Here is a 25,411-nt window from a genome sequence, read left to right as displayed (position 1 = left end):
GCCGCTGCGGCGCCTGCGTGGGCGCCGTCATACGGCTTGTCGTCCTCGCGATTATGCCATGGCGAGGACGGGGTTTTGGCAGCCCCGCACGCAAAGTTCAGAGAAATGCGGGCTCAGGGGCCATCCTGGGCAAGAAGCTCGCTCCAGGCAGCGCGCACCCGTGCGAGGTCTTCGGGGGTGTCGACACCGGCGGCGGGAGCGTCATCGGTGGTCAGCACGGCAATGCGTTCACCGTGCCACATGGCGCGCAGCTGCTCCAACTGCTCCGTCTGCTCGATGGGGGCGGCGGCCAATTGCGGGAAGCGGCGCAGGAATCCGGCGCGGTACGCGTAGATGCCGATATGGCGCAGCACGGGCATGGCCGGCAGCGGGCGCTCCACAACGGACCGGGCCATGACGGCGGGCGTCCAGGTATCGCGCGCCCAGGGCAGCGGTGCGCGCGAGAACAACAGTGCGCGTTCGGCAGCGTCGAGCACGACCTTGACGACATTCGGGTTGAACACGTCGGCAGGGTCGTGGATCGGGTGCGCAGCGGTGGCGATGGCGCAGTCGGGATGGTCGCGCAGGTGCGCGGCCACGTTGTCGATCAGCGTCGGTGCGATCAGCGGCTCGTCGCCTTGCACGTTGACGACGATGGCGTCATCGGGCAGGCCCAGCACGGTGGCCACTTCGGCCAGGCGGTCGGTGCCCGAGGCGTGATCGGCGCGCGTCAGCACGGCTTCCACGTGATGCTGCATGCAGGCATCGGCGACCGACGCTGCATCGGTGGCGACCACCACGCGCGCGGCGGAGGACTGATGCGCGCGTTCAGCCACGCGCACCACCATCGGCTTGCCGTCGATGTCGGCCAGCGGTTTGTTCGGCAGCCGCGTGGACGCCAGCCGCGCGGGAATGACAGCGATGAATGGCGCGTGCGACATGGCGGCGACCTTCGTATCAGGCCGGATCGACCGGCGTGCCTTCCACGGTCTGGCGCGCTTCGTCAGCCAGCATGACGGGGATGCCGTCGCGGATCGGGTAGGCCAGCTTGTCGACGTGGCAGATCAGTTCATTGTTGGCGCGGTCGTGTTGCAGCGTGCCCTTGCACAACGGGCAGACGAGGATTTCCAGCAGGCGATTGTCCATGTCGGTAGAGGCTCCGTGGCGGCCGCTCAAGGCGGAGGGCGGCGCGCGGTACAGCGGAAGGGTGGCGTTATTGTGCGCTTGCCTTGAGCGTTGCGCGATCGGCCAGGGCGCGCACGCGCTGGCAGACCTGTTCGACCAACGCCGCGTCGACCACCGGTGTGGTCGGCACCACCCAGATGCGCGGGTCGTCGAGATGGCCGCATTTTACGGCATCCTTTTCGGTGATCAGGATGACCTCGGCGTGGCTGTCGGTGAACGGGTTGTCAGCGAAATCGTAGTGATCGGGCAGCGGCAGCGTGCTCGGCTTGAGACCGGCGGCGCGCAGCGAGGCGAAGAAGCGCTCGGGGTTGCCGATGCCGGCCGCGGCCAGCAATTGCGCGCCTTCAATGCGGGCGAACTGGGCCAGCGGGCGGCGCAGCGCGGGGTCGGCCAGGTTGTAGGCGTCCTGCAGCTCGAGGTGCATGCCGAACACGTCAGGGCGGTCGGGTGTGGCGCGGTAGTTCGGATCGTTGATGAGCGTGGCGTCTCGGCGGCGCGTCATCGGTTCGCGCAGGGGGCCGGCGGGCAGGAGGAAGCCGTTGCCGCCCATGCGCGTGTCGAACACGATGATTTCGATATCGCGGCGCAGGCGGTAGTGCTGCAGGCCGTCGTCGCAGACGATCACGTTGCAGCCCGGGTGCGAGGCCAGCAGCGTCTGCGCGCACAGCACGCGATCGGGGAAGACCCACACCGGCAGATCGGTGGCGCGGGCGATCAGCAGCGGTTCGTCGCCGACGTCTTCCGCGCGGGAGTGTTCTCGCACAGGGCGCGGATGCTTCAGTTGTGCGCCGTAGCCGCGCGAGACGATGCCCGGGCGCAGGCCGGCTTCAGCCAGCGCCGAGGCCAGCGCGATCACGGCGGGCGTCTTGCCGGCGCCGCCCACGGTGACATTGCCGATCACCACCACCGGCATCGGCAGCCGCACCGAGCGCAGCACGCCAAGGCGGAACAGCAGCCGGCGCAGCGCGCTAATCCCACCAAACAGCCACGACAGCGGCCACATCACCCACGCAAACCAGCCGCGTTGCTGCCATTGGCGGGTGACGAAGCTGGCGAGACGGTGCTGGGCGACGGGCATGCGTGATGGTGGTTGAGAAGCGATCTCTTAACGGGCGTTGCCGGTTTGCGTGGCGAAGGTCAGGTGGGAAAGACCGGCCACTCGCGCGGCTTCCATGACATTGACCACCGCCTGGTGCGCGGCTTGCGCATCGGCGTTGACGATGACGATGGGCTCGGGGCCGCCGGCCTTGCCTGCGGCATTGCGCAGCGCATCGGCCAGGCTCGTGACATCGCGCGTGTCGAGCACCTGCTTGTCGACAGAGTAGACGCCGTTGGCGGTGACGGACACGACGATCTGGCCCGGACGCTCGGTGGCTTTCTCGGCCTCGGCGGTGGGGAGGTTGACCTTCAGTTCGGTGTAGCGGGAATACGTGGTCGTGATCATCAGGAAGATGAGGATCACGAGCAGCACGTCGATCAGCGGGATCAGGTTGATCTCCGGCTCTTCGCGGGCACGGCGCGGGCGGAAGCGCATGGCTGTTTCCAGTAAGGCGTGGCCCGGATCAGCCGCGCCGCGGCGGCAGGATCGCGTCGAGGTACGTGGTGGAGAGGTGCTCCAGCTCGACCACGTAGTTGTCCACCACGCCACGGAAGTAGCGCCAGAAGATCAGCGTCGGGATGGCCACCACGAGGCCCAGCGCCGTGTTGTACAGCGCGACCGAGATACCGTGCGCCAGCGCCTGCGGGTTCGTGCCTGCAGCGGTCTGGCTGCCGAAGATCTCGATCATGCCGACGACCGTGCCGAACAGCCCCATCAGCGGCGCCACCGAGGCAATCGTGCCGAGCGCGTTCAGATAGCGCTCCAGGCGGTGGGCAACGTTCTGGCCGGCTTCTTCCACCACTTCCTTGGCGGCATCGCGCGAGGTGTTCGGATGCAGCACCACGTGGCGCAGCGCAGCAGCCAGCAGGCGGCCCAGCGGCGAGCCCTGCTCCAGCGTGTTCACCACTTCCGGTGTGGCGCGGCGCTGATGCGCGACGGCCAGCGCCTCGTCATAGACCTTGGGCGGAATGATCTTCTTGCGTTGCAGGGCGACGAAGCGTTCGATGATGAGCGCGAGTGCGAGCACCGAGGCGATCAACAGCGGCCAGATCGGCCAGCCGGCGGCTTGAATGATGGAAAACACTGGACAACCCGTTTTGTCGTTGTGGAAGGAGTGTGATTCTGATGGTGTGCTCGTGCCGTCCGCGTCCCCGAACGCTGTCCGTTGCGGCAAAAACAGGCAGCACTCTAGCGCGTCGGACCTGCCTCGGCAACACGATGGCGCAGCATCGCGACATGCGCAGACGATGGTCAACGCGTTGTCACGAAAGAGACTGGCCGCGCAATCCACAGCCGGGCGGGACAGTCTTGTGGACGGGTTGTGGACATTGCCCGAACAAGCAAGCTAAGTGCTTGATGCGAAAGGATGTTCGTGTTCCTGCTTAAAAAACGTGCAACGGGCGTTTTTACGGTCTATCCATGAAAAAGCGCGTGCTGGCCCGGCAAAACGGCGGGTAATCCACACCGCTGCGGGACAGTCTTGTGGATGGGTTGTGGACATTGCCTCAACAAGCACGCTAAGTGCTTGATCTGAAAGGAAGTCCGACGGCCTGCTTAAAAATGAAGCAACCGAGGGTTCTGGCCTCGATCTGATGGAAAACGAGGGTGCGCCTCGAAAAACCGTGAGGAAATCCACACCGACACGGGACAGTCTTGTGGACGGGTTGTGGACATTGCCCGGACAAGCACCTTAAGTGACTGATTCAAAACGGTGTTCGGTGTTGCGCTTAAAAATTGAGCAGCGAAGTTTCCCCCGAAAAACTGTGGACACGGACCTCGGACGTGTGAGAATCGACGGCCGATTTATCCACTGCCCAGGCGTCACACCACGGTTTTCCAGCGATGCTGTGGATAACTTTGTGAACATCCTTGGGGCGCTCGCGCTAAATGCTTGACGCAGAACGAAATTACTTGCGCTGCTGAAATTTTGACATGGGCCGATTTTTCATAAGAATCAATGGGTTGCGCCAAAATGCAGAGAGCGCGTCACCTGACCTCTGTCAAGCTTGACAAGGACGTTATGCTGTGGACAGGTAGCCCACTCCGCGTGAGTTGCCTCCCCTATTCAAGGTAGATGTCGCCCCGAAGCCTCATCGTTTTGCGCTCCTCGCACCACTTATGACCCCGCCGCCGTCTTCCCGCCGACCGTTTTGGATGGATGCCTCCGCGCCTGCGGCCCCATCCGCCCCCGACACATTGGCCGCCGCTACCGCCCCGTCTGCACCGAGTCGGGGCTCGCAGGATGTGCTGACCGTCAGCGACGTCAATCGCCGCATTGCGGGGCTGCTCGAACGCAACTTTCCGCTGGGCTGGGTGCGCGGCGAGATTTCCAACTTCACGCGCGCGGCCAGCGGCCATTGGTATTTTTCGCTCAAGGATGCAGGCGCGCAGATCCGCTGCGTGATGTTCAAGGGCCGCAACCAGTACGCCGATTTCACCCCGCGCGAAGGCGAGGCCGTCGAAGTGCGGGCGCTGGTCACGCTGTACGAAGCGCGCGGCGAACTGCAATTGAGCGTCGAAGCGATTCGCCGGGCCGGCCTGGGCAATCTGTACGAGGCCTTCCTGCGGCTGAAGGCCGCGCTGGAAGCGCAAGGCCTGTTCGATGCCGACCGCAAGCGGCCGCTGCCACGGCATCCGCGCGCGATTGGCGTGGTGACGTCGCTGCAGGCGGCGGCCTTGCGCGACGTGCTGACGACGCTGCGCCGGCGTGCGCCGCATGTGCCGGTGGTGGTGTATCCCGTGCCGGTGCAGGGTGCCGGGGCGTCGGAGCGCATCGCCGCCATGCTGGAACGGGTCAATGCCCGGGCAGAGGTCGACGTGGTCATCCTGTGCCGGGGCGGCGGCAGCATTGAAGACCTCTGGGCCTTCAACGAAGAGCCGGTCGCGCGCGCGGTGGCCGCATCGGAAATTCCCATCGTGGCCGGTGTGGGGCACGAGACCGATGTGACCATCGTCGACTTTGTTGCCGACGTGCGCGCGCCCACGCCCACCGCAGCGGCCGAACTGGTCAGCCCGGACCGTGCACGCATGCTGCGCGATGTGGGGCGTGACTGGGATGCGCTGTCTGCCCAGTTCCGCCGGCAACTCGATCGCCGCGCGCAGACCGTCGATTGGCTCGCGCACCGCCTGCGCGGCCCCCAGGCCCAGATGCGCGAACGCCGCACCCAACTCGCCCATCTGGAGGGCCGTCTGCGCTTTGCCCTGACCGGCCGCGTGCAGCGCGCGGAACATCTCCAGCGTCTGCTGACGATGCGCCTGTCCGCGGCGCGCCCCGACGCCACGCGAGAGCGCACGCGCCTCCAGCAAGCCGAAGCGACGCTGGCACGTGTCATGCGAGACACGCTGTCTCGCGCCCACGAACGCCTGGCGCGTCAGCACACCGGCCTGGAACTGCTGGCGCCGCAGCGCACCCTGGAGCGCGGCTATGCGGTGCTGCTCGATGCCAAGGGCCACGCCATCCGCGATCCGAACGCATTGCATGCCCGGGCGCGCATCGAGGCGCGGCTGGCGCAAGGCACGGCCGACATCGAAATCGCCCGGGTGCAACCGAAGCTCGAACTGTGACCAGCGCATGACGTTATAGCGGCAATGATCGCGATTCCGCACGCGTTTAGCGGGTATTCCGACTATTTAGCCTGCGGTTTGCGCCGGTTTTGCAAGTCTCCTACAATCGTCGCTCCCAACCTGTACAACCCACAGAAGGCAAGAACAATGGAACACACGCTCCCCCCGCTGCCGTACGCCCAAGACGCTCTGGCGCCGCACATCTCCAAGGAAACGCTGGAGTTCCACTACGGCAAGCACCACCAGACCTACGTCACGAACCTGAACAACCTGATCAAGGGCACCGAGTTCGAGAACCTGAGCCTCGAAGACATCGTCAAGAAGTCCTCGGGCGGTGTGTTCAACAACGCCGCGCAGGTCTGGAACCACACGTTCTACTGGAACGGCCTGAAGCCGCAAGGCGGCGGCGCTCCGACCGGCGCGCTGGCTGACGCCATCAACGCCAAGTGGGGCAGCTTCGACAAGTTCAAGGAAGAGTTCACCAAGACGGCCATCGGCACGTTCGGTTCGGGCTGGGCCTGGCTGGTGAAGAAGGCCGACGGCTCGCTGGATCTGGTGTCGACCTCCAACGCCGCCACGCCGCTGACGACCGACGCCAAGCCGCTGCTGACCTGCGATGTGTGGGAACACGCTTACTACATCGACTACCGCAACGCCCGTCCGAAGTACGTCGAGGCGTTCTGGAACCTGGTCAACTGGGACTTCGTTGCCAAGAACTTCGCCTAAGGCGACTCGCTCCGGCGATTCAGAAAAAACCTCCGCACCAGCGGAGGTTTTTTTATGCCCGCACGCTGCCCAGCATGTCGTGCAGCTCGTGGCTCATCATCGCCAGAAAGACGACCAGGCCGATGTAGTAGACGGTGTAGGTCAGGCGAGATTCGTTCGAGATGCTGTAGTACGCGCGGTTTTCCGGCGCATGCGGGTCGTAGCGCCACGCCTTCATCAACTGCGGCACGGCCAGCACCGCAATCAGGATCAGGATCGGACTCGGCCGCCAGACGAACAGCGCCACCAGCACCGGCACGCCTAGAAACCAGATGCGCGGCGATAGCACCGCCGTAATCCGTCCACCGTCAAACGGTGAGAGCGGGATCAGATTGAACAGGTTGAGGAAGCAGCCGGCGTAGGCCAGCGCCAGCAGCAGCTGGCTGTCGGTGTAGCGCGCGAGCCCGTAGCAGAGCATCGCGCCGACCGTGCCGGCGACGGGGCCGGCCAGGCCGATATGGGCCTCGGTTTCCACATCCATCGGCTGCTCTTTCAGGTCGATCCACGCGCCCACGAAGGGGATGAAGGTGGGCGCTCCCACGGCAAGCCCGCGTTGGCGTGCCGCCATGAAATGGCCCATCTCGTGGATGAACAGCAGCACCACGAAACCTACCGCATAGCGCCAGCCGAACACGAAGGCATAGGCCGCCACCGACAGCAGCATCGTGCCGCCGGTGGTCAGCAGCTTGCCGAACTTCAGCCCTGAAAACAGCAGGATCAGCAGCTTAGCCACGGCTTATGCGCTCGGCTTGCGCTTGAAGAACTTGGCGATGGCCGCGCCAAAGCCTGCCACCGCCAGGATCGCCACCTTTGCGAACTTCGCCAGGAACGCGGCGATCACCGCGAACAGGCCCAGCTTTTTGGCGGCGATGCCACCGACCAGCGCGGCCAGGCCGTACTCGGCAACCTTGTCCGTCTTCGCGTTGAAATCGGTGTAGCGCTTGCCGTCTTTGAAATCGAGATCGGCGAGCAGCTTTTGCACGGCGGGTTTGTCGGCGTCGACGTGGTTGCGGCCGGTGATCAGGTTCAGGCTGATGTAGCCGTCGCGGCCCAGTGCATAGGTGTTGTAGTTGACCGCGCCGGGGTCATCAGCGGGCTGGCCCTTGGAGCGCGCAGCCATCGACCAGATCAGGCGGTGCGTGGCGGCGTCATAGTGCGGACGCTCGACCCAGCCCTGGATTTCCAGTGCGGGGATGCCGCGCTTCTCACGCTCTTCGTTGGCGGCAGCGGTGCCTTCCTTGAGCGATTTGTACAGATCGTCGACGTTCCAGTCGCGGGCGTCGTCGTCCTTGATGTAGCCCGATGCCTCGTACTTGGCGACGACCATCCATTCGTCATCTTCGCTGGTGGGCATGACGAGGCCGAGCATGTCGGGGTTGTTGCTGTTGCCCATGGCGTGCATGAGCTGCCCCGCGGCCGGCTGTGGAATGAAGACCTCGTCCTTGCCGATCTTGAGCGTGGCCTGGTCACGCAGTTCGATCGACGTGGGGCCGACCTTCGCAGCGGCCTTGGCGGCGGCCCAGGCCTGCTTCATTTCCTGTTGCGGATCGCTGGCCTGCTGTGCGTGGGCAGCCGCAGCGCCCGCCAAGCTGGTTGCGCCCAGCACCGCTACGCAGGCGAGCGCGCCCGCGCAGGCGCGCAGCGCGCCCTGAAACCCCTTTCCCATTACTTCTCCCGAAGATGTTCTTGTGTGTTGATTGGCTCGATTCTTCTGACGCTTGGGCCGCCGCATCAGCGGTTCGCAAGCTGGGCCGAAGCATAGCGGGCGCAGGGAGCAGGGCTGTTAATGGGCGTTAATGAAGCCGTGTGGATTACGGTTGAAGGCCCATCTGCCGCAGCAGCGTCTGGTTGTCTTCCAGGTGCCAGTTTTCGGCGATCTTGCCGTCGGCGATGCGGTACAGGTCGAAAGCCTGGAAGTCGATCGGCTGGTTCTGCCCGTGCGTGCGGCCGAACTCGCCGGTGAAGTGTCCGCGAAAGCGCAGGTGAACCGAGACGCGGTCGCCGGCGACGACCATGTCTTCGATCTCCACGCGCATGTCAGGCACGGCCGTGCGGAACGCCTTGGACGCATCGAGGGGGCCTTGCGTGCCCTGCACGCGCCCGGCGGGCAGTGTGCGGTCGACAAACGCAGGCGACAGCGCTTCCGTGGCATAGCGCGCATCGCCGGTATGCCAGAAGGTGGCGTAGCGGCGCGCAGCGAGCACGGCAGCCGCGGCCTGCGGCGTGTCCGCTGCGGCGACGTGGTCCGGGCGGATGAGGTCTGCATCGGACGTTGGCGCAGCTGCAGCCGGGGCGATGGCGAGCGCCATCGGCAGGGTGAGCGCGGCGGCGGCAAGCAGGGCGGGGCGGATGAACATGGTGAAACTCCGTTTGGGTGGCAATGCGCTGCACTGTAGATTTCCAATCGCAGACGATAAAGGGCTTGTGAGTCGATCTGGTTTCAATCCGGATTTGATGATCGATCGACATGCCGGTCGTCCGCGCGAACGCAATCCAGCGCACGTGATAGTCGGTATCGCGCGCCCAGCTGCGTTCAAATGGTCCGCGCCGCGCCAGGTTTTTCTAGACTGGCCTCTCATTGAACAGACCCATAAAAACAAGGGAGGGGACGGTGGATCTGAGCCATATCCTGTCGCGCACGGAGCGCGGCACGCAGGAGCTGCAAACGCGCAGCGGGCACGTCACGCATCGGCAGCGGGCGATCCTGCTGCTGGTCAATGGCGAGCGCTGCGCGGCGGACATCCTGGCGCAGTTGAGCAGCGCCGGCCCCGATATCGAAGACCGCGCCGAAGACCTCGCGCGCCTGATTGCCGACGGCCATGTCGCAAGCCGCGCGCCCATCAAGACCGCGCCCCAGCCGCCCAAGCCGGTGTCGGCTGCGCCGTTTGCGCCGCGCCACGTACGGCAGGCCTCGATTGCCGATTGGCGCCTGAGCCAGGCCGGCGCGTTCTCGGCGTTGCAGCGCTATCTCGCCGAAGGTCCGGAAGCGCCCATCGACTTTCTCAACGGCCTGGCCGCACCGCTGTACGCCGCGCTGACGACCTGCCGCAGCGAGGCATCCGCCCACGCCGTCGTCGCGTTTCTGGAAGCGCGACTGGACGAAGGCGCCGGAAATGTGACCGATGCGTCCTAGGTGTAAATACCGAATTCGCGATGGTTTCCCGTTCAATGGGAATGTAGCGTTGATGGATTGAGAAAATCGTCGCATTCTCCGTTGCAACATCACTCGACGGAGTTTCGCGATGACCGAGCCGGGCTTGGCCCCTTCGCCAGCACAATCCGCTGCCGCCACGAGCGGATCGGACCGCGTGCTGATGGTGCTCGCCACCATCGCGCGCCACGGCCGCCCGGTTGCCGCGCGCGAGCTGGTCGAACTGACCGGCCTTCCGCAGAGCACGCTGTACCGCCAGGTGGCGATGCTCAAGCGCTGGGGCTTCGTGCTGGAATCGGCCGGCACCTATGCCCCGGGGCCGATCAGCCTGCAGCTCGCACTCGGTTTCGACCACGCCTCGCATCTCGTGCAGGAAGCGCGCATCGGCATGGCCAAGCTGGTGGCGGAGTCGGGCGAATCGGTGGGGCTGGTCGTGGCCGTAAAGGACCAAGCTGTCTGCCTGGAGATGGTCGAGAGCCAGCAGTCGCTGCGCTGCTCGTTCGAGAAAGGGCGCGGCGTGCCGCTGCTGGCCGGCGCCTCCGCCAAGTCGTTGCTCGCCTTCATGCCGCCCGCTGCGGCGCGCGCCATCCTTGCCGATCTGCTGGCCGTCGATGCCGACACCCAGGCGCAACTGCAAGCTGAACTCTCCGACATTCGCGCCGCGGGCTATGCGCTGTCCGAAGGCGAGGTCGACCCCGGCGTCTGGGGCGTGAGCGTGCCGGTGTTCCGGCTGCCCGGCCACGCGCTCGGCTCCATCACGTTGATGGCGCCAGCGACGCGCGTGCGCGGCAAGGAGCAACGCCTGATCGACATGACCGTTGCCGCGGTGGCGTCCATTTCCGCACGGCTGCAGGACCTTTGAATTCTCGATTTTTTGATCTTTTTTTTTCACCCCACACGCATCACACAAGGAGACCACTCATGGGGAATCGTCGTCGTTTCATGCATTCGATGCTGGCTTGTGCCGTGGCGTTGTCCGCTGCGGCGTCTTTCGCAACCGCCGCGCACGCTGCTGGGGAGCCGCTGCGCGTCGCCACCGACGCGACATTCGCGCCGATGGAGTTTGTCGAGAACGGCAAGCGCACCGGCTTTGATGTGGACCTGATCGAAGCGCTGGCCCGCACCATGGGCCGTCCGGTCGAATGGACGGACATCGACTTCAAGGGCCTCGTGCCGGGCCTGATCTCGCGCCGCTTCGACGTGGCCATCTCGGGCATCTACATCACGGAAGAGCGCAAGAAGGTGGTTGATTTCACGGTGCCGTACTACCACGGCGGCCTGGTCGCGATGGTCAAGCAAGGCAACACGGCCATCAAGACGCCGGCGGATCTGAACGGCAAGAAGGTCAGCGTGCAGGTCGGTACCAAGTCGGTCAACTACCTGAAGGAAAACTATCCGAAGGTCGAGCGCGTGGAAGTGGAAAAGAACGAGCAGATGTTCAACCTCGTCGAAATCGGCCGCGCCGATGCCGCCGTCACGGGTCGCCCCGCCGCCGCGTATTACGTCAAGGCGCGTCCGGGCCTGCGCCTGGTTGAGCCCGCGCTGACTACCGAGGAATACGGCATCGCCGTGCGCCGCGATCAGCCGGAACTGACCAAGGCGCTGAACGCCGCGCTGGAGAAGATCAAGGCCGACGGCACGTACGACCAGATCGTCAAGAAGTGGTTTGGCGCCGCTGCCAAGTAACGACCGACGGACACGCTGATGGAACTGGATTTCTCTCCTGTCTGGGCCGGTTGGACGGACATCCTGCGCGGTGCGCTCGTCACGGTTGAGGTGACGGCCGCCGCGCTGGTGCTCGGCTGCGTGCTCGGCTTGCTGATCGGCATCGGGCGGTTGAACCCGCGCCGCCGATTCATCTACGGCATCTGCACGGTGTACGTGACGTTCATCCGTGGCACGCCGCTGCTGGTGCAACTCTTCCTGTTGTTCTTCGGGCTGCCGCAGTTCGACATCCTGCTGCCGGCGTTTGTGTGCGGCGTGCTGGGGCTGGGCGTGTATTCGGGCGCGTATGTGTCGGAAATCGTGCGCGGTGCGATCCAGTCGGTGGATCGCGGGCAGATGGAGGCGGCGCGCTCGATCGGCATGTCGTCGGCGCAGTCGATGCGCGCAATCATCCTGCCGCAGGCCGTGGTGCGGATGATTCCGCCGCTGGGCAACGAGTTCATCGCACTGATCAAGAACTCGGCGCTGGTGTCGCTGCTGACGATTCACGACCTGATGCACGAAGGGCAGAAGATCATCAGCGTGTCGTATCGCTCGCTGGAGGTGTACCTGGCGATTGCGCTGGTGTATCTGGTGCTGACGAGTGCCGCCAGCTATCTGCTGCACCGCCTTGAGCGCAACATCCGTGCGGGAGGCATGGTGCAATGAACATGACGAATGCGAACCTGCAAACGCTCAAATCGGCGCTGGATGTTCCCATGATCCAGATCCGCGGGCTCACCAAATCGTATGGCGATCACACCGTGCTCAAGGGCATCGACTTTGATGTCGACGCCTCGCAGGTGGTGGTCGTCATCGGCCCCAGCGGCTCGGGCAAGAGCACGTTCCTGCGTTGCTGCAACGGGCTCGAAACAGCCGAAGGCGGCACCATCGACATCTGCGGCAAGCGCCTGATCGACAACGGCAAGTTGCTGCCCGACGGCGAGTTGAATCAGCTGCGGCAGCAGGTCGGCATGGTGTTCCAGTCGTTCAACCTGTTCCCGCATCTTTCGGTGCTGCACAACGTCACCGTTGGCCCGCGCATGCTGAGTGGCAAGTCGAAGCACGAAGCGGAAACGGAAGCGCACGAGCTGCTGCAGAAAGTGGGCTTGGCACACAAGGCCGACGCAATGCCAGCAAGTCTGTCGGGCGGACAGAAGCAGCGCGTGGCCATTGCCCGTGCGCTGGCGATGCGGCCCAAGGTGATGCTGTTCGACGAGCCGACCTCCGCGCTTGATCCGGAACTCGTTGGCGAAGTGCTGCAAGTGATGAAGCTGCTCGCCAAGGAAGGCATGACGATGCTGGTCGTCACGCACGAGATGGGTTTCGCGCGCGAAGTGGCCGATGTGGTCGTGGTGATGGACGGCGGCGGCATCGTCGAAGCCGGGCCGCCGTCGGTCATCTTTGGCGAGCCCAAGGAAGCGCGCACGCGTTCGTTCCTGCAAGCGGTGCTGACACGCGCATGACGATGACTGAAGCTGCAACGTTCGATGCTTCCATCTGGCAGGGGCGTGACGACACCGGCGAACGCGGTGACGTGACGCGCCTGTTCCAGGTCGTGCAATCGGCTGATGCGACGACATTGTCCGGCGCGCCTGCGCTGCTGGGTTTTGCGTGCGATGCGGGTGTCGTGCGCAACCACGGCCGTGCCGGTGCGGCGCAGGGTCCGCGGGAAATTCGCCGTGCCTTAGCCAACGTGCCCGCGCATGGGCTGTCGGTGCTTGCCGACGCGGGTGATGTCACGTGTGACGATGGCGACCTGGAACGCGCGCAAGCTGCGCTTGGCAATAGCGTGTGCGCGCTGCTGGATGCCGGTGCGCGGCCGGTCGTGCTCGGCGGCGGTCACGAGGTGGCGTTCGGCACGTACCAGGGCCTGCGCCGGCATTGGCAGAAGCAAGGCTGGCGCGGGCGTCTTGCGGTCGTCAATTTCGATGCGCATTTCGACCTGCGCACGAGCCGCCCCGGCAACTCCGGCACGCCGTTCGACCAGATCGCCGAAGACTGTGCTGCGCACGGTATCGACCTGACGTATTGCTGCCTCGGTGTCAGCCGTCTGTCGAACACGCCCGCGCTGTTCGACCGCGCCGACGCACTGCACGCGCACTACGTTGAAGACACCGACGTGCAGGAGCGGCACCTCGATGCGCGCATGGCCGATCTCGATGCATGGCTGGCTGATGCCGATCACGTCTACCTGACCATCGACATGGATGTGCTGGCCGCCGCCGTGGCGCCCGGCGTGTCCGCGCCTGCAGCCTACGGCATCACGCTGCCGGTGCTCGAAGCCCTGGTGCAGCACGTCTGCGCCACCGGCAAGGTGCGCGTGGCCGACATCGCCGAGACCAACCCCGAATACGACCAGGATCGCCGCACCGTGCGTGTGGCGGCGCGTCTGGCGTATCACTTGTTGCGCCGTTCATGAAACTGATTCCTGCAGATGCAATGCGCCGCATGCCGTGGAAGAACGGCGGTGGTGTGACGACCGAAATCGCCATCGCGCCGGCTGGCGCCACGCTCGACCATTTCGACTGGCGCGTCAGCACCGCGCAGGTGGATGCGGCCGGGCCGTTCTCGCGTTTTGCCGGCATGGACCGTTCGCTGGCGGTGATTGCGGGCGGCCGGCTGACGATGCATCGCGCCGACGCCGAGGCGGTGACGCTGGCGCCCGGCGAAGCGCCCGCACGCTTTCCCGGCGAAGCCGATGTGCATGCCACGCTCGATGCGCCGCTGTCGGATTTCAACGTGATGACGCGGCGCGACGCCTGGGCGCATCACGCCGAGGCCGTCGCTCTGGCGGCCGGTGAGCGTCGTTCACTGCCGCGCTTGCATGCGGGCATGCAATGGCTGGTGTATTGCGTGCACGGCGCGTTGTCGATCGGCGCTGAGGATGTCCCGCAGGGCGCCGCGGCCTGGCTCGATGCAGAGGGCGATGCCGACACGGTTGTCGCGCGTGTCGGCTCGATCGGTTACTTGGTGGCCTTGTGGCCGGTCGGCTGATGTTGCGCCAGATCAAACGCGCCAAAAGAAAAGGGACCCCCTAGGGTCCCTTGCAAGTCTCCCGGCCAGGCACGCATGCCGGGCTCGGCAGAAGACTCTTACTTCTTCTTGTTCACGGCGTCCTTGAAGCCCTTGCCAGCAGTGAACTTCACGGTCTTGGTTGCCGGGATCTTAATGGCTTCGCCGGTGCGCGGGTTGCGGCCGGTGCGTGCTGCACGCTTGCCCGACGAGAACGAACCGAAGCCAACCAGCGTGATGGTGCCGCCCTTGGCGACGGTCTTCTTGATGTTTTCCAGCGCGGAGTTCAGCGCGCGCTCGGCGGCGGCGTTGCTCAGTTCAGCGTCTTTCGCAATGGCGGCTACGAGTTCGGATTTGGTCGTCATGTCAGTTCCCCACTTCAGGTTTGTTGGACAGCGTTGTACTGCGACCCGTTTTATATCACCGTTGCGAAGGGTTGCACATCCCCTAACTGCAAGGGTTTGCGGGCCGTTGCTTGCAGCCGACACTTGCCCCATATGGGTTTGCGGGCGGGCATCCGGGAAACACCTGATATCGACGCGGTTTGTTTGCATTTCCGCCAGCGTTCTTCACGTGACGAACGCACCGAAAGCGCGCAGGCGGCACGGCAAAGAACCGGTCCGCCGGACGCCGTACACTGTGTTCCAGCGCCTGTGCCAACTTCATGGAGAACATCATGTCGAGTGCGCAAATGCCTGTCGGACAAGGCTTCGCGGCCAGCGGCGAAGCGCCGGAGCAACCGCGCGGGCCGTCCGTTCTGGTGGCCGGCGCCAACGGACTGGTGGGCCGTGCGGTGGTGCGTCGGCTCGTCGCGCAGCCTTGGGCTGGCAGCGTGACGGCCCTTGTACGCCGGCGCGGGGCCTTGACAGCAGGGCACGCGGCGCCCGGTCGATTGCGCGAATGCGTGGTCGACTTCGACCACCTCGATGCCCCTGAAACGCAGCCTGTGTTTGCCGCCGATATCGTCATCTGCGCGCTCGGCACGACCATCCGGCAGGCGGGTTCCCAGGCGGCGTTCCGGCGCGTTGATGTCGAGTATCCGGCGGAATTGGCGCGGCGCGCGTTTGCCGCCGGCGCGCATCATTTTCTGCTGGTGAGCGCGCTGGGCGCCGATGCGCGCTCGCGCGTTTTCTACAACCGCTGCAAGGGCGAGGTGGAGGCAGAAATCCTGTCGATCGGCTTTCCGTCGGTGACGGTGGTGCGGCCTTCGCTGCTGCTCGGCACGCGCACAGAATTCCGGCCCGGTGAACGCGTTGCGCAAGGCGTGTCGCGCGCAATCGGATGGATGGTGCCCCCGACGTGGCGGCCGGTGTCGGCGGAATCGGTGGCGGCTGCGCTCGTCACCGCAGCGCGGGTGGATGCGCCCGGTGTTCGGGTGCTGGAGAACGCGGCATTGCTGGCCGCAGAAGACGAACGGCCGGTGGGGTGATCCACCGGCCGTCGTTCGAGGTTATTTCGCCTGCCTCTATTTCAGACGATTATTTTTCGATCGGCTTGCCCGTGCGGTCGTGCATCAGCGACAGCGCGAACACGCTGATGATGGCAGCGGCCATCACGTAGTACGACGGTGCGAGCTTGCTGCCGGAACTCGCAATCAACCACGTGACGATCAGCGGGGCAAAGCCACCGAAGATCGTGACCGCCAGGTTGTACGAGATCGACAGGCCGGTGGAGCGCACCGCCGTCGGAAACTGCTCGGCCAGCACGGCGGGCGCCGGGCCCGTGAACGCGGCCAGCAACACACCCAGGATCACCTGCACCTGCAGCAGCGTCTGCACCGTCGGGTGGACGTTGAGCCAGTGGAAGAGCGGATACGCTGCCGCCGCGATGATGAGCGCCACCGTGCCGAGCATGCGTTTGCGGCCGATGCGATCGGACAGCGTGCCCATGAGCGGGCACAGCACGAAGATGATCGCGCCGCACAGCGCCGTCGACTGGAACGTCGCGCCCAGCGGCAGACCCAGTTGCTGCTTCGCATACGTCGGCATGTAGAACACCAGCGTGTAGGTGCAGACTGTCCAGAGAATCGTCACGCCCAGCCCGCCGAGCACTTCGCGCGGATGATCGCGCAGCACTTGCGACAGCGGTGCCAAGCGCGATTCCTTCGCGGCCTTCGCCTTCTGCGCTTCAAAGGCGGGCGGTTCATGCAGGTGCGAGCGGATGTACATGCCGACCGGCCCGATCAGCAGACCGAACAGGAACGGAATGCGCCAGCCCCATGCATCAATCTGTTCCGGCGACAAACCGTTCGTGACGATCGCGCCCATGGCGGCACCGAGGATGAACGAGATGCCCTGGCTCGCTTGCTGCCAGCTGGCGAAATAGCCGCGCCGTTCGTCCGGTGAATACTCGATCAGGAACGCCGTGGCGCCCCCGACTTCACCGCCGGCCGAGAAGCCCTGGATGAGTCGCGCGATCACGATCAGGATGGGCGCGCCGATACCGATTTGCGCGTACGTCGGTGCAAGGCCGATGATGGCCGTGCCGATCGCCATCAGCATGATGGTGAGCGTGAGCGCCGCCTTGCGGCCGACGCGGTCGGCGTAGATGCCCAGCACGACGGCGCCAACCGGGCGCATGAAGAATCCCACGCCAAACGTGGCGACCGTCAACATGAACGAGGTGAAGTCATTGCCGGTGGGGAAGAACAGCTTGGCGATGATGACGGCGAAAAAGCTGTAGACCGTAAAGTCGAACCATTCGAGGCCGTTGCCGATCGTGGCGGCGATGATGGCCTTGCGTCGGGTGGCCGCAGAGATGGCCGGTGCCGGTGCCCGATCGCCTTGAGCAGGCGCTGCCGTGGCTTGCATGGATGTGTCCTCCAGTGTTTATGGGCATCGCCTGCCTCGATCTCTCCCCAGCGCGGGCGGCGAAGCGGTCATGGTAAGTGATCCGGCAGCGATTCGCTGCTGCGGTATGCGAAGTCCTTGGAATTGAACCGGCCAAACACTGTCGAACGCATATCCACATGCATCCAACGGAGCACATCATGGACCGCGCATCGCAACCTGGCCGCCGTGCCGCCATCCTGTCGGGCGCGCTGGCCGCGTGCGCGGTCGTCCTGCTGGGCGGCTGCGTGGTCGCGCCGTATTACGACGCCTACGGCAATCCGATCGCCCCGACAGCCGTGGCGCCTGCGCCGGTGGCGGCGTTTCCGTCCTATCCGTACGATCCTTATTACTACTACGGGCCGGCCTACTACCCAGCACCGGTTTACCCGGCGCCGGTGTTCGGCAGCGTGTGGATCGGCGGCGGGTGCTGGGGCTGCCATCGCGGATGGGGCGGCCGCGGGTGGGGCGGGCGCGGCTGGGGACATGGCGGAGGCTGGGCGCACCGTCATTGAATCGTCGCCGTCGACGTGACGAAGACGCCCATCTGGAGCCGATGAACGCCAGTTCCGCCGGCAGTTCAATACGCGTGATTGCGTAACGGAATCTGTTGCATCGCGACATACAATCCTTCGCTCTTAAAAGAAAAGCATACGAGGAGATTGTCGATGTCCGTCATCATCGTGCTGGCTGCGCTGGCATTTCTAATGTTCGCCGCGTATCGCGGCTACAGCGTCATCCTGTTTGCACCACTGGCCGCCCTCGGCGCGGTGCTGCTGACCGATCCATCGGCCGTGGCGCCGGTGTTCTCCGGCATCTTCATGGAGAAGATGGTCGGCTTCGTCAAACTGTATTTCCCCGTGTTCCTGCTGGGCGCCGTGTTCGGCAAGGTGATCGAGCTGTCGGGCTTTTCGCGCTCGATCGTCGCGTCGGTCATCCGTGTGGTGGGGGCCAAGCGGGCGATGCTTTCCATCGTGCTGGTGTGTGCGCTCCTGACGTACGGCGGTGTGTCGCTGTTCGTGGTGGTGTTTGCGGTGTACCCGTTTGCGGCGGAGATGTTCCGCCAGGGCAATATCCCCAAGCGCCTCATCCCGGGCACCATCGCGCTGGGCGCGTTTTCGTTCACGATGGATTCGCTGCCGGGCACGCCGCAGATCCAGAACATCATCCCGACCACGTTCTTCCACACCACGTCGTGGGCGGCGCCGTGGCTGGGTACCATCGGCGCGCTGTTCATCATCGTGGTGGGCATGGCGTATCTGGAATGGCGCCGCCGCGTCGCGCTGCGCAATGGCCACGGTTATGACCACGGCCTCACCAAGCTGGTGAACGAGCCCGAGACGGCCGAGACCGGCGCGCTCGCGCATCCGCTCGTGGCGCTGTCGCCGCTGGTGCTCGTGGGCGTGATGAACCTGCTGTTCACGCGCTGGATTCCGACGTGGTATGGCAAGGTCGTGACCGTTGCATTGCCGGGCCTGCCGAAGCCGCTCACCGTTGAAGCCGACAAGCTGACCGCGATCTGGGCCGTGGAGGCCGCGCTGTTGATCGGCATCATCGTGGTGCTCGTGTTTGGCTTCCGCGCTGTGAAGGACCGTTTTGCCGAAGGCAGCAAGGCTGCAGTGTCTGGCGCACTGCTGGCCGCGATGAACACCGCGTCGGAATACGGTTTCGGTGGCGTGATTGCCGCGCTGCCGGGTTTCCTGGTGCTGGCCGATGGCCTGCGCGCGATTCCGAATCCACTGGTCAATGAGGCGGTCACGGTGAGCACGCTGGCAGGCATCACCGGTTCCGCCTCGGGCGGCATGAGCATTGCACTGGCGGCAATGGCCGATCAGTTCGTGCAGGCAGCGCAGGCGACGGGCATTCCGATGGAGGTGCTGCACCGCGTAGCGGCGATGGCCTCGGGCGGCATGGACACGCTGCCGCACAATGGCGCCGTGATCACGCTGCTGGCCGTGACGGGCCTGACGCACCGCGAGGCGTATCGCGATGTGTTCTGCGTGACGATCATCAAGACGCTGGCCGTGTTCTTCGTGATCGCCGTGTTCTACGCCACCGGCATCGTCTGACGCAGGCATTGCCGCAATGAAAAAGCCGACGCGCAAACGTCGGCTTTTTTCATGGGCACGTTGCGGTTATTGGCCGCTGCCGACGGCGTCGGAGCGACGCTCGCGGCAGACGCGCTGGGCTTCACCCACCAGCGAGTCGCACTGGTTGGCGCGACGCGACCAGAATGCGCGGTCCGACGACGACTCCGCCGTCGCCGTGCCTTTCCCCTTGCCGTGGCGGTGCGTGACGTGCTTGTCGACCCACTTGTCGGTCTTCACGTGCGCGCGGTGGACTTTCTGCTTGAGCGTGCCGGGCGTGGCTTCCGGCTGCGCGCCGGTCGCGTTGTTGTGATAGCCGGGGTTGGCAGCCGCATCGGCATTGCGCTGAACCTGGGTGCGCGGGCCTTCCATCTGGCTGTCGACACCCGTCACTGCGCTGTGATCCTTCTGCTGGGCCTGCGCGGGCATCGCGCCGATCCAGGCACAGGCGGCCACGGCGATCGCTGCGGCCAGACTCGACATCTTGCGTGCTTGCATGCTCGTTCTCCTTGTTGTGAAACAGGGTCGCCTTCATGGCACGCATGCCGCGTGCCACGGGGTGCATCCCGAACGTCACAATAGGAAAGGGTCAACCCGGCAGACAGTAGGCGCAGACTGAACCGCCTGTCGGACAAACGCTGTCAAGCCGCCCTTGGATGCCGCATTCAGGCACGCATGAACAGCCAAACCGTCAGGATGATCCCGACGATGACGACGAAGCCGCGCAGCACTTTTTCCGGCAGCCGGTGCAGCAGCCATGCGCCGGCAAATCCGCCCGCGATACCGCCAATGCCCAGCGCCACCACGGCCGCCCAGTTCACCTGTGGCGAGAACGCAAACACGGCCACGGCCGATGCATTCATCGTCATGGCGAGCACGTTCTTGGTCGCGCCCGCCATGCGCACCTGCTGGCCGGCCACCGTCAGCGCGGCGAGCATCAGGAAGCCGATGCCGCCGCCGAAGTAGCCGCCGTAAATCGCAATCGCAAATTGGATGGTCGCCAGCGTGGCGGTCGACATGCCCGATGCCGCATGCAGCGGTTTGCGGCGGAAGCTGCCCCACGCAAACACGCTCGTCGCAAACAGCACGAGATACGGCACCAGCTTGGCGAAGAACGACGGCGGTGTCGCCAGCAGCAACAGCGCGCCCAGCACGCCGCCCACCAGGCTGATGACGATGAGCTGCTTGAGCGAGAGGTGATGCTCCCCGGCATCGACGCCGCCGGCCAGTTTGCGCCCGGCAATCGACGAGGTGATCTGGCTCGGGAACAGCGCGATCGTCGAGGTCATGTTGGCGCCCAGCGGGTTGAGCCCCGCCAGCAGCAAGGCCGGAAACGTGATGAACGATCCGCCGCCCGCGAGGGCATTCTGGGCGCCGGCATAAACGCCGGCCGCCGCGACGAGCAGGGCGGTGGAAAACGGGAGCGTGGTCATAGGCGAGGCGTGCTGCGCGGCTGGAATGACCGCGATGTTAATGGAACTGGAACGCCCGCGCGCGTGCTCGCTAGTGCTGTGCGTTGCTGCTGCCGTGTCGGCGCAGCCACCATTCGGCCACCTCGAACGCGGCCTGCACCAGCAGCGCCAGCACCGCCGCGGGGATGGCGCCTGCAAGCAGCGTTGCGCTGTCGTTGAGGGCGAGCCCCGTGGCGATGCGCTCGCCATAGCCGCCGGCGCCGATGAACGCGGCAATGGTCGCCGTACCGACGCTGATGACCGCAGCGGTTTTGACGCCGGCCAGGATGACCGGCAGCGCCAGCGGCAGATCGACCACGCGCGTGCGTTGCGACGGCGTGAACCCCAGCGCCAACGCCGCATCCCGCAGGCCGTCGGGCACCTGCTCCAGCCCGACGATCGTGTTGCGCACGATGGGCAGCAGCGCATAGACCGCCAGCGCAATCAGCGCCGGCACCACGCCAATCGACCCGACGATGGGGATAAGCATCGCCAGCAACGCGAGGGACGGAATCGTCTGCAACACGCCCACCACCGCAAGAATCGGCTGCTTGATCCGGCGGCGCGCGGCCATCAGGCCCAGCGGCACGCCCAGCAGCACGGCAACGCCGGTGGAGATGCCGACCAACATGAGATGCCGCTGCGTGAGCCGCCCCAGGCCGTCCGTCAGCCGGCTGAAGAACGCGCGCGCCGGGGTGGCTGCCGGCACAGCGCCATGCCCGGCCAGAAACTGCCGCGCTGCTTGCGAGAACGACTGGCCTTCGAGTTCGACCGCGGCATTCATCGCCACCATGTCGTCGCGCTGGATGCGTCCGGCGAGTGTGTTGATCGCCTGCCATTGCGCCGGATGCCGCTGCGCAACGTCGGCGCGATACAGCAGCACGGCGTCGTAGCGCGGGAAGACGTGCGCCGGGTCGTCGAGCACCCGCAGGTGTTCGCGGCGGATCTTCGCGTCGGTGGAGTAGATGTCGATCACGTCGACCTGGTTGGCGCGCAGGGCGTCGTAGGCAACGCCGTGGTCGAGGCCAGTGGGGCGCTGCGGCAGCTTGTAGCGCTGGACAATTGCCGGCCAACCATCGGCACGGCCGAGAAATTCGTGCGACAGGCCAAGCCGCAGCGTCGGATGCGTGGCAAGGTCGGCCAGCGTGCGGATGTGTTCGCGCTCGGCATCGACGTCGCGCATGGCCAGCGCGTAGGTGTCTTCAAAGCCGAGCGGCACGCCGGCCGCCAGGCCCATCGGCGCAAGGCCGCGGTTGACATCGGCCAGCAGCGCGGCTTGATTAGGGTTGGCTGCCTGCTCGGCGGGCAGGTGCAGGATCTCAGCGGCGATGGTGCCGAGGTAATCCGGGTAGACGTCGATGCTGCCGTTTTTGAGCGCGGCAAAGACGATGGCGGTGTTGCCCAGGCCCGGTACGTGTTCGGCAGGGCCGCGCGGGTTTGCGGTCTGGGTGAGGATTTCTCCCAGCACGTACGATTCGGTGAAGCGTTTGGAGCCGATCCGCAAGGGTTGTTCGGCGAAGGCCGATGCGCTGCACGCCAGCCAGCCCAGCGCAAGCCATGCCAGCAGGCGCCGCAGAAAGGGATGACGGATCAGTCGCCGTGTATCCAAAGTTCGTTGAGGTCGGTCAGGCCCCAGTCGCGGGGTTCTTCTCGCGAGACGATCTGGTCGCCGGTATGCGCCAGATCGATGAGTTCGGGCGCAATCCGTGTGCCCGACGATATCGAGAAGAATACCTTGACCGTGGGCGTGAGCAACGCGCCCGGCGCATGCTGCATGACCACCGCCAGCCGGCCCGAGCGCAACCGCACCAGCGAGCCCACCGGATAGATGCCCACGCTCTTGACGAAGGCGTTGAACACCATCGGGTCGAAATGGTTGCCACGCCATTCGACCATGCGCTGCACGGCGTAGGCGGCTTCCCACGCTTTCTTGTATGGACGGTCGGACGTGACCGCGTCGTATACGTCGCAGATGGCGCCCATGCGCGCAAACAGCGAGATGTCTTCGCCGGCGAGCTTGTGCGGATAGCCGGTGCCGTCCATGCGTTCGTGATGATGCAGGCAGACGTCGAGCGCGATGTCGCGCATGCCGCTGTCGCCGGCCAGGATGTCGTGCCCCGCCTGCGGGTGGACGATCACGTGGCGGAATTCCGCGTCGGTCAGCGCGCCGGGCTTGTTCAACACCTCGGGCGGAATCGCGATCTTGCCGATGTCGTGCAGCAGCCCGGCAAGACCGGCGTCGCGCACTTCGTCATCGGACAGCCCCAACTGACGGCCCAGCGACACCATCAGCGCGCATACCGCCACGGAATGCAGGAACGTGTAGCGGTCTTTCGCTTTCAGGCGCACCAGGCTTGTCAGCGCGCTCGGGTGGCGGTCGACGGAGCCTGAAATGGCTTCCACCAAGGGCAACGCGTCGCGCGCTTCGATCGTGCGGCCCATGCGCGCATCGGCAAACATGGCCTGCACGGCCACCTCGGCTTTGCAGATGAGGCGGGCGGCATGGCGCATTTCTTCCGCATGCGTGATGGCGCGGGGCGCAATGTTGGCGTCGGCCGAGCAGGCGGGCGGCGCCGGCATTTCCGGAGCCGGAGGTGCCGCGTTGGCGGCGGCCACGTCGGTGCCGCGCGTGGTGTCGATCCACACCTCGCGCACGCCGCTGGCACGCAGGCGCTGCAATTGGGCTGCATCTTCCACGCGAAAACGGGCCCGCCAGAACGGGTGATCCAGCCAGGAGCCGACGAATTCGTCGAGGTACATGCCCACCCGCAGGTGTTCGATAGCGATGCGCTTGCGCATGTTGAAGTTCAGAGATCGGCCGTGGCGGGGCACGTTATGGCGCAACGGGTCCAGGGAACGGCTACCCGCCAACGAATGCATTCTCTTCTATCGGACGTGTGGCCGCGGCCTTGAGGGGGAAAAGTCCGGGCTCGCCATGTGAACGCTGCGGGTGTAGACGAAAAAAAAGCGGCCACAAAGGCCGCTTCAGTAAGCCGGTACCGGCGCCAACGCGGGCTCCGGCATCGGGGAGGGAGAGTGATACAGGGTGATACGGACAGCCGATCGACGACTTATTGGCCGTCGGTGAACGGGTCAGCCTTGCCGACCAGGGCGCCATCGGTGTACGGATCGGCCTTGCGCAGGGCGCCATCCGTGTACGGGTCAGCCTTGCGCACAGCGCCGTCGGTGTAGACGTCTGCCTTGCGGGCGCCATCGGTGTACGGATCAGCCTTGGTCACGGCTTGGCCGTTGGTGTACGGGTCTTTGTTTTGCACGCCGGCAGCGAAGGCGGGAACAGCGGCAACAGCGATCAGCGAGGCGAGAATCAGGTTCTTGGTCTTCATGATGGACTCCACAACAGGGGGGTGAGCATTGCCGCAGGGCAGTTGCGCTGCGGTGCGGTAACGCGATGGCATAAGCTTAGTCGTTGCTCGGACAGTAAAAAAGCAGTTCCATTAAACTCTTTGTTCAAAAAATAAGAACAATTGTGGCCCTTCGAGCACCGCAAACTGCACATAAGTCATTGAATTGACATGGAAATGTGAGATGCGGGATAACCCTTAATGCGAAGGTCTGACGGCGCACGAGGCAAAAAATTCCTGCCTCCTCGCGTCGGGATTGTTGCGACGCATTACAGCCATGGGGATTCCCCTCCCCTTCGGGGGCCGTGTGGCGGCTAAACATTCCGCGTGGATGGTCGTTGATGCAGGTACGGGCGGCGTTTTCCGCCCCTTGCAGCAGGAAGGTCACCATGTCCATCACCACCGCTTCCATCGCCCGTTTCGAGATTGAAGGCGTCGCTTATCAGGCGAGGCTGTTTGCCATGCCGTTTCACGTGCCGGAAAACGGCCGTGTGCGCGCGCATGCGATCGGGCGTCCGGACATGCCGTTCAGCGGTGTGCACGTGCTGGCCGGGTGGCTGAAAGAGCGCGTGTTGCCCGGGGGCGTGGGCCTGGTGATGGCCGATCGCCTGTTCTCGCACGGCGCGGTGGAGCAGTGGTCGGGGGCCGACGGCGCGCGTGCAGCCAAGGTGCTGTCGCAGGTGGCACTTGGCAGCAAGAGCAGCCATCGCCTGTGGCGCAACACCGTGGCGGGTGGTTTCCGTGACGAGACCGCGTTCTTCCTCGGCGCCGCCTTTGTGCAGACCGACGCCGCCGTCGACGACATCCGCCTGCTGGGCGACCTGATTCCGGCGGCCGAATGGTCCAGCGTGGCCGATGCCGCCTCGACGATGATGGGGCTGCACCTGTATCGCCCTGACGAGCCCGAAACGCTGGTCAACTGTGCGCTGCTGGCGCCGTCCTGGACGGAAGCCGCCGTGGAGCGCGCCGACGGCTATCGGGCGCTGACGCTGCTGCATTCCTTTACCGAAGACGACGAGGTCATCCACGTCGACATCGAACTGCTGCCGCCGGGTCAGGTGGTGCTGCAGGTGGAGTCGTGCTCGACGCGTTTTTCCGCGCGCTTCGACCCGGCGCTCCTGGGCCGCGACATGACCGACGCATTGCTGCGCGACGCGCTGGCCCTGCAACACGGCGATCGGAGCAGCCTCCACTAAGCTTGCCGGCGGCTTTCGCCGGAGC

General features: G+C 65.2%; 28 protein-coding genes. 13 read left to right on the top strand and 15 right to left on the bottom strand.

Annotated elements, in window-relative coordinates; translation table 11 throughout:
• Positions 1 to 113: 113 nt before the first annotated feature.
• From kdsB to R2676_RS02360, 5 genes are all read right to left on the bottom strand, one after another.
• Positions 114 to 920 (bottom strand): 3-deoxy-manno-octulosonate cytidylyltransferase, encoded by an 807-nt coding sequence (gene kdsB / locus R2676_RS02380; protein WP_206274202.1) that lies wholly within the window; start codon positions 918 to 920, stop codon positions 114 to 116.
• A gap of 16 nt (positions 921 to 936) precedes the next feature.
• Positions 937 to 1,125 carry a Trm112 family protein gene (locus R2676_RS02375; RefSeq protein ID WP_004631803.1) on the bottom strand — a complete coding sequence of 63 codons (189 nt, stop codon included), beginning with the start codon at positions 1,123 to 1,125 and terminating at the stop codon, positions 937 to 939.
• A gap of 67 nt (positions 1,126 to 1,192) precedes the next feature.
• On the bottom strand, positions 1,193 to 2,242 hold the full coding sequence (gene lpxK, locus R2676_RS02370; RefSeq protein WP_147213377.1) for a tetraacyldisaccharide 4'-kinase: 1,050 nt from the start codon (positions 2,240 to 2,242) through the stop codon (positions 1,193 to 1,195).
• Between the two features lie 27 nt (positions 2,243 to 2,269).
• On the bottom strand, positions 2,270 to 2,698 hold the full coding sequence (locus R2676_RS02365; protein WP_004631807.1) for an ExbD/TolR family protein: 429 nt from the start codon (positions 2,696 to 2,698) through the stop codon (positions 2,270 to 2,272).
• A gap of 28 nt (positions 2,699 to 2,726) precedes the next feature.
• A complete protein-coding gene (locus R2676_RS02360) occupies positions 2,727 to 3,347 on the bottom strand; it encodes a MotA/TolQ/ExbB proton channel family protein (protein ID WP_004631809.1) in 621 nt (206 codons plus the stop codon).
• Positions 3,348 to 4,417: 1,070 nt separating this feature from the next.
• On the opposite strand from R2676_RS02360, the gene xseA reads away from it, so the two are divergent.
• Both xseA and sodB read left to right on the top strand, forming a co-directional pair.
• Positions 4,418 to 5,827, top strand: coding sequence for an exodeoxyribonuclease VII large subunit (gene xseA, locus R2676_RS02355; RefSeq protein ID WP_206274201.1), 1,410 nt, complete (start codon positions 4,418 to 4,420; stop codon positions 5,825 to 5,827).
• A gap of 147 nt (positions 5,828 to 5,974) precedes the next feature.
• Positions 5,975 to 6,553 carry a superoxide dismutase [Fe] gene (gene sodB, locus R2676_RS02350; protein ID WP_009241368.1) on the top strand — a complete coding sequence of 193 codons (579 nt, stop codon included), beginning with the start codon at positions 5,975 to 5,977 and terminating at the stop codon, positions 6,551 to 6,553.
• Positions 6,554 to 6,605: 52 nt separating this feature from the next.
• Here the strand turns inward: sodB and R2676_RS02345 are convergent, their stop codons facing one another.
• The 3 genes from R2676_RS02345 to R2676_RS02335 form a co-directional block, all read right to left on the bottom strand.
• Positions 6,606 to 7,325: a site-2 protease family protein gene (locus R2676_RS02345; RefSeq protein WP_009241367.1), complete on the bottom strand. Its 720-nt coding sequence runs from the start codon at positions 7,323 to 7,325 to the stop codon at positions 6,606 to 6,608.
• A 3-nt stretch (positions 7,326 to 7,328) separates the two neighbouring features.
• Entirely contained in the window at positions 7,329 to 8,258 is a 930-nt protein-coding gene (locus R2676_RS02340) for a DUF2167 domain-containing protein (RefSeq protein ID WP_206274200.1), read from the bottom strand.
• Positions 8,259 to 8,403: 145 nt separating this feature from the next.
• The gene (locus R2676_RS02335; RefSeq protein WP_206274199.1) at positions 8,404 to 8,949 is read right to left on the bottom strand and encodes an ester cyclase; all 546 of its coding nucleotides are present in this window, start codon (positions 8,947 to 8,949) and stop codon (positions 8,404 to 8,406) included.
• Between the two features lie 254 nt (positions 8,950 to 9,203).
• Here R2676_RS02335 and R2676_RS02330 point away from each other — a divergent pair, with 254 nt between their 5' ends.
• The 7 genes from R2676_RS02330 (at position 9,204) to R2676_RS02300 (ending at position 14,444) form a co-directional block, all read left to right on the top strand.
• A complete protein-coding gene (locus R2676_RS02330; protein ID WP_206274198.1) occupies positions 9,204 to 9,725 on the top strand; it encodes a hypothetical protein in 522 nt (173 codons plus the stop codon).
• Positions 9,726 to 9,834: 109 nt separating this feature from the next.
• On the top strand, positions 9,835 to 10,605 hold the full coding sequence (locus R2676_RS02325; RefSeq protein ID WP_206274197.1) for an IclR family transcriptional regulator: 771 nt from the start codon (positions 9,835 to 9,837) through the stop codon (positions 10,603 to 10,605).
• 59 nt (positions 10,606 to 10,664) lie between these two features.
• Positions 10,665 to 11,429: a glutamine ABC transporter substrate-binding protein gene (locus tag R2676_RS02320; protein WP_102066692.1), complete on the top strand. Its 765-nt coding sequence runs from the start codon at positions 10,665 to 10,667 to the stop codon at positions 11,427 to 11,429.
• 18 nt (positions 11,430 to 11,447) lie between these two features.
• Positions 11,448 to 12,116: an amino acid ABC transporter permease gene (locus R2676_RS02315; RefSeq protein ID WP_147213372.1), complete on the top strand. Its 669-nt coding sequence runs from the start codon at positions 11,448 to 11,450 to the stop codon at positions 12,114 to 12,116.
• Positions 12,113 to 12,913 carry an amino acid ABC transporter ATP-binding protein gene (locus R2676_RS02310; RefSeq protein WP_316856637.1) on the top strand — a complete coding sequence of 267 codons (801 nt, stop codon included), beginning with the start codon at positions 12,113 to 12,115 and terminating at the stop codon, positions 12,911 to 12,913. Before R2676_RS02315 ends, R2676_RS02310 begins: the two co-directional genes overlap by 4 nt.
• Positions 12,910 to 13,869 (top strand): formimidoylglutamase, encoded by a 960-nt coding sequence (hutG, locus tag R2676_RS02305; protein ID WP_206274196.1) that lies wholly within the window; start codon positions 12,910 to 12,912, stop codon positions 13,867 to 13,869. The genes R2676_RS02310 and hutG overlap by 4 nt, the downstream gene beginning before the upstream one ends.
• The gene (locus R2676_RS02300) at positions 13,866 to 14,444 is read left to right on the top strand and encodes a HutD/Ves family protein (RefSeq protein WP_206274195.1); all 579 of its coding nucleotides are present in this window, start codon (positions 13,866 to 13,868) and stop codon (positions 14,442 to 14,444) included. The genes hutG and R2676_RS02300 overlap by 4 nt, the downstream gene beginning before the upstream one ends.
• Positions 14,445 to 14,542: 98 nt before the next feature.
• On the opposite strand, the gene R2676_RS02295 is transcribed toward R2676_RS02300, so the two are convergent.
• Positions 14,543 to 14,827: an HU family DNA-binding protein gene (locus tag R2676_RS02295; RefSeq protein ID WP_003272088.1), complete on the bottom strand. Its 285-nt coding sequence runs from the start codon at positions 14,825 to 14,827 to the stop codon at positions 14,543 to 14,545.
• Between the two features lie 311 nt (positions 14,828 to 15,138).
• Here R2676_RS02295 and R2676_RS02290 point away from each other — a divergent pair, with 311 nt between their 5' ends.
• Positions 15,139 to 15,891, top strand: coding sequence for an oxidoreductase (locus tag R2676_RS02290; RefSeq protein ID WP_206274194.1), 753 nt, complete (start codon positions 15,139 to 15,141; stop codon positions 15,889 to 15,891).
• A 49-nt stretch (positions 15,892 to 15,940) separates the two neighbouring features.
• On the opposite strand, the gene R2676_RS02285 is transcribed toward R2676_RS02290, so the two are convergent.
• A complete protein-coding gene (locus R2676_RS02285; protein WP_206274193.1) occupies positions 15,941 to 17,272 on the bottom strand; it encodes an MFS transporter in 1,332 nt (443 codons plus the stop codon).
• Between the two features lie 179 nt (positions 17,273 to 17,451).
• On the opposite strand from R2676_RS02285, the gene R2676_RS02280 reads away from it, so the two are divergent.
• Complete coding sequence (locus R2676_RS02280) at positions 17,452 to 17,805, top strand: hypothetical protein (RefSeq protein WP_206274192.1); 354 nt, start codon at positions 17,452 to 17,454, stop codon at positions 17,803 to 17,805.
• Positions 17,806 to 17,958: 153 nt separating this feature from the next.
• Positions 17,959 to 19,359, top strand: coding sequence for a GntP family permease (locus R2676_RS02275; RefSeq protein WP_102066685.1), 1,401 nt, complete (start codon positions 17,959 to 17,961; stop codon positions 19,357 to 19,359).
• 66 nt (positions 19,360 to 19,425) lie between these two features.
• Here the strand turns inward: R2676_RS02275 and R2676_RS02270 are convergent, their stop codons facing one another.
• From R2676_RS02270 to R2676_RS02250, 5 genes are all read right to left on the bottom strand, one after another.
• Positions 19,426 to 19,875 carry a hypothetical protein gene (locus R2676_RS02270; RefSeq protein WP_206274191.1) on the bottom strand — a complete coding sequence of 150 codons (450 nt, stop codon included), beginning with the start codon at positions 19,873 to 19,875 and terminating at the stop codon, positions 19,426 to 19,428.
• A gap of 167 nt (positions 19,876 to 20,042) precedes the next feature.
• Positions 20,043 to 20,810, bottom strand: coding sequence for a sulfite exporter TauE/SafE family protein (locus tag R2676_RS02265; protein ID WP_027680688.1), 768 nt, complete (start codon positions 20,808 to 20,810; stop codon positions 20,043 to 20,045).
• Positions 20,811 to 20,880: 70 nt separating this feature from the next.
• Positions 20,881 to 22,437, bottom strand: coding sequence for an ABC transporter permease/substrate-binding protein (locus R2676_RS02260; RefSeq protein WP_206274190.1), 1,557 nt, complete (start codon positions 22,435 to 22,437; stop codon positions 20,881 to 20,883).
• Positions 22,419 to 23,627, bottom strand: coding sequence for an HD-GYP domain-containing protein (locus R2676_RS02255; protein WP_206274325.1), 1,209 nt, complete (start codon positions 23,625 to 23,627; stop codon positions 22,419 to 22,421). Before R2676_RS02255 ends, R2676_RS02260 begins: the two co-directional genes overlap by 19 nt.
• Before the next feature lie 272 nt (positions 23,628 to 23,899).
• Positions 23,900 to 24,172: a hypothetical protein gene (locus R2676_RS02250; protein ID WP_065859763.1), complete on the bottom strand. Its 273-nt coding sequence runs from the start codon at positions 24,170 to 24,172 to the stop codon at positions 23,900 to 23,902.
• Between the two features lie 407 nt (positions 24,173 to 24,579).
• On the opposite strand from R2676_RS02250, the gene R2676_RS02245 reads away from it, so the two are divergent.
• Entirely contained in the window at positions 24,580 to 25,386 is an 807-nt protein-coding gene (locus R2676_RS02245) for a hypothetical protein (RefSeq protein WP_206274189.1), read from the top strand.
• Positions 25,387 to 25,411 lie beyond the last annotated feature (25 nt).

The organism is Ralstonia flatus, assembly GCF_958439105.1.
Lineage (GTDB): Bacteria > Pseudomonadota > Gammaproteobacteria > Burkholderiales > Burkholderiaceae > Ralstonia > Ralstonia flatus.
This window is presented reverse-complemented; position numbering and strand designations above follow the sequence as displayed.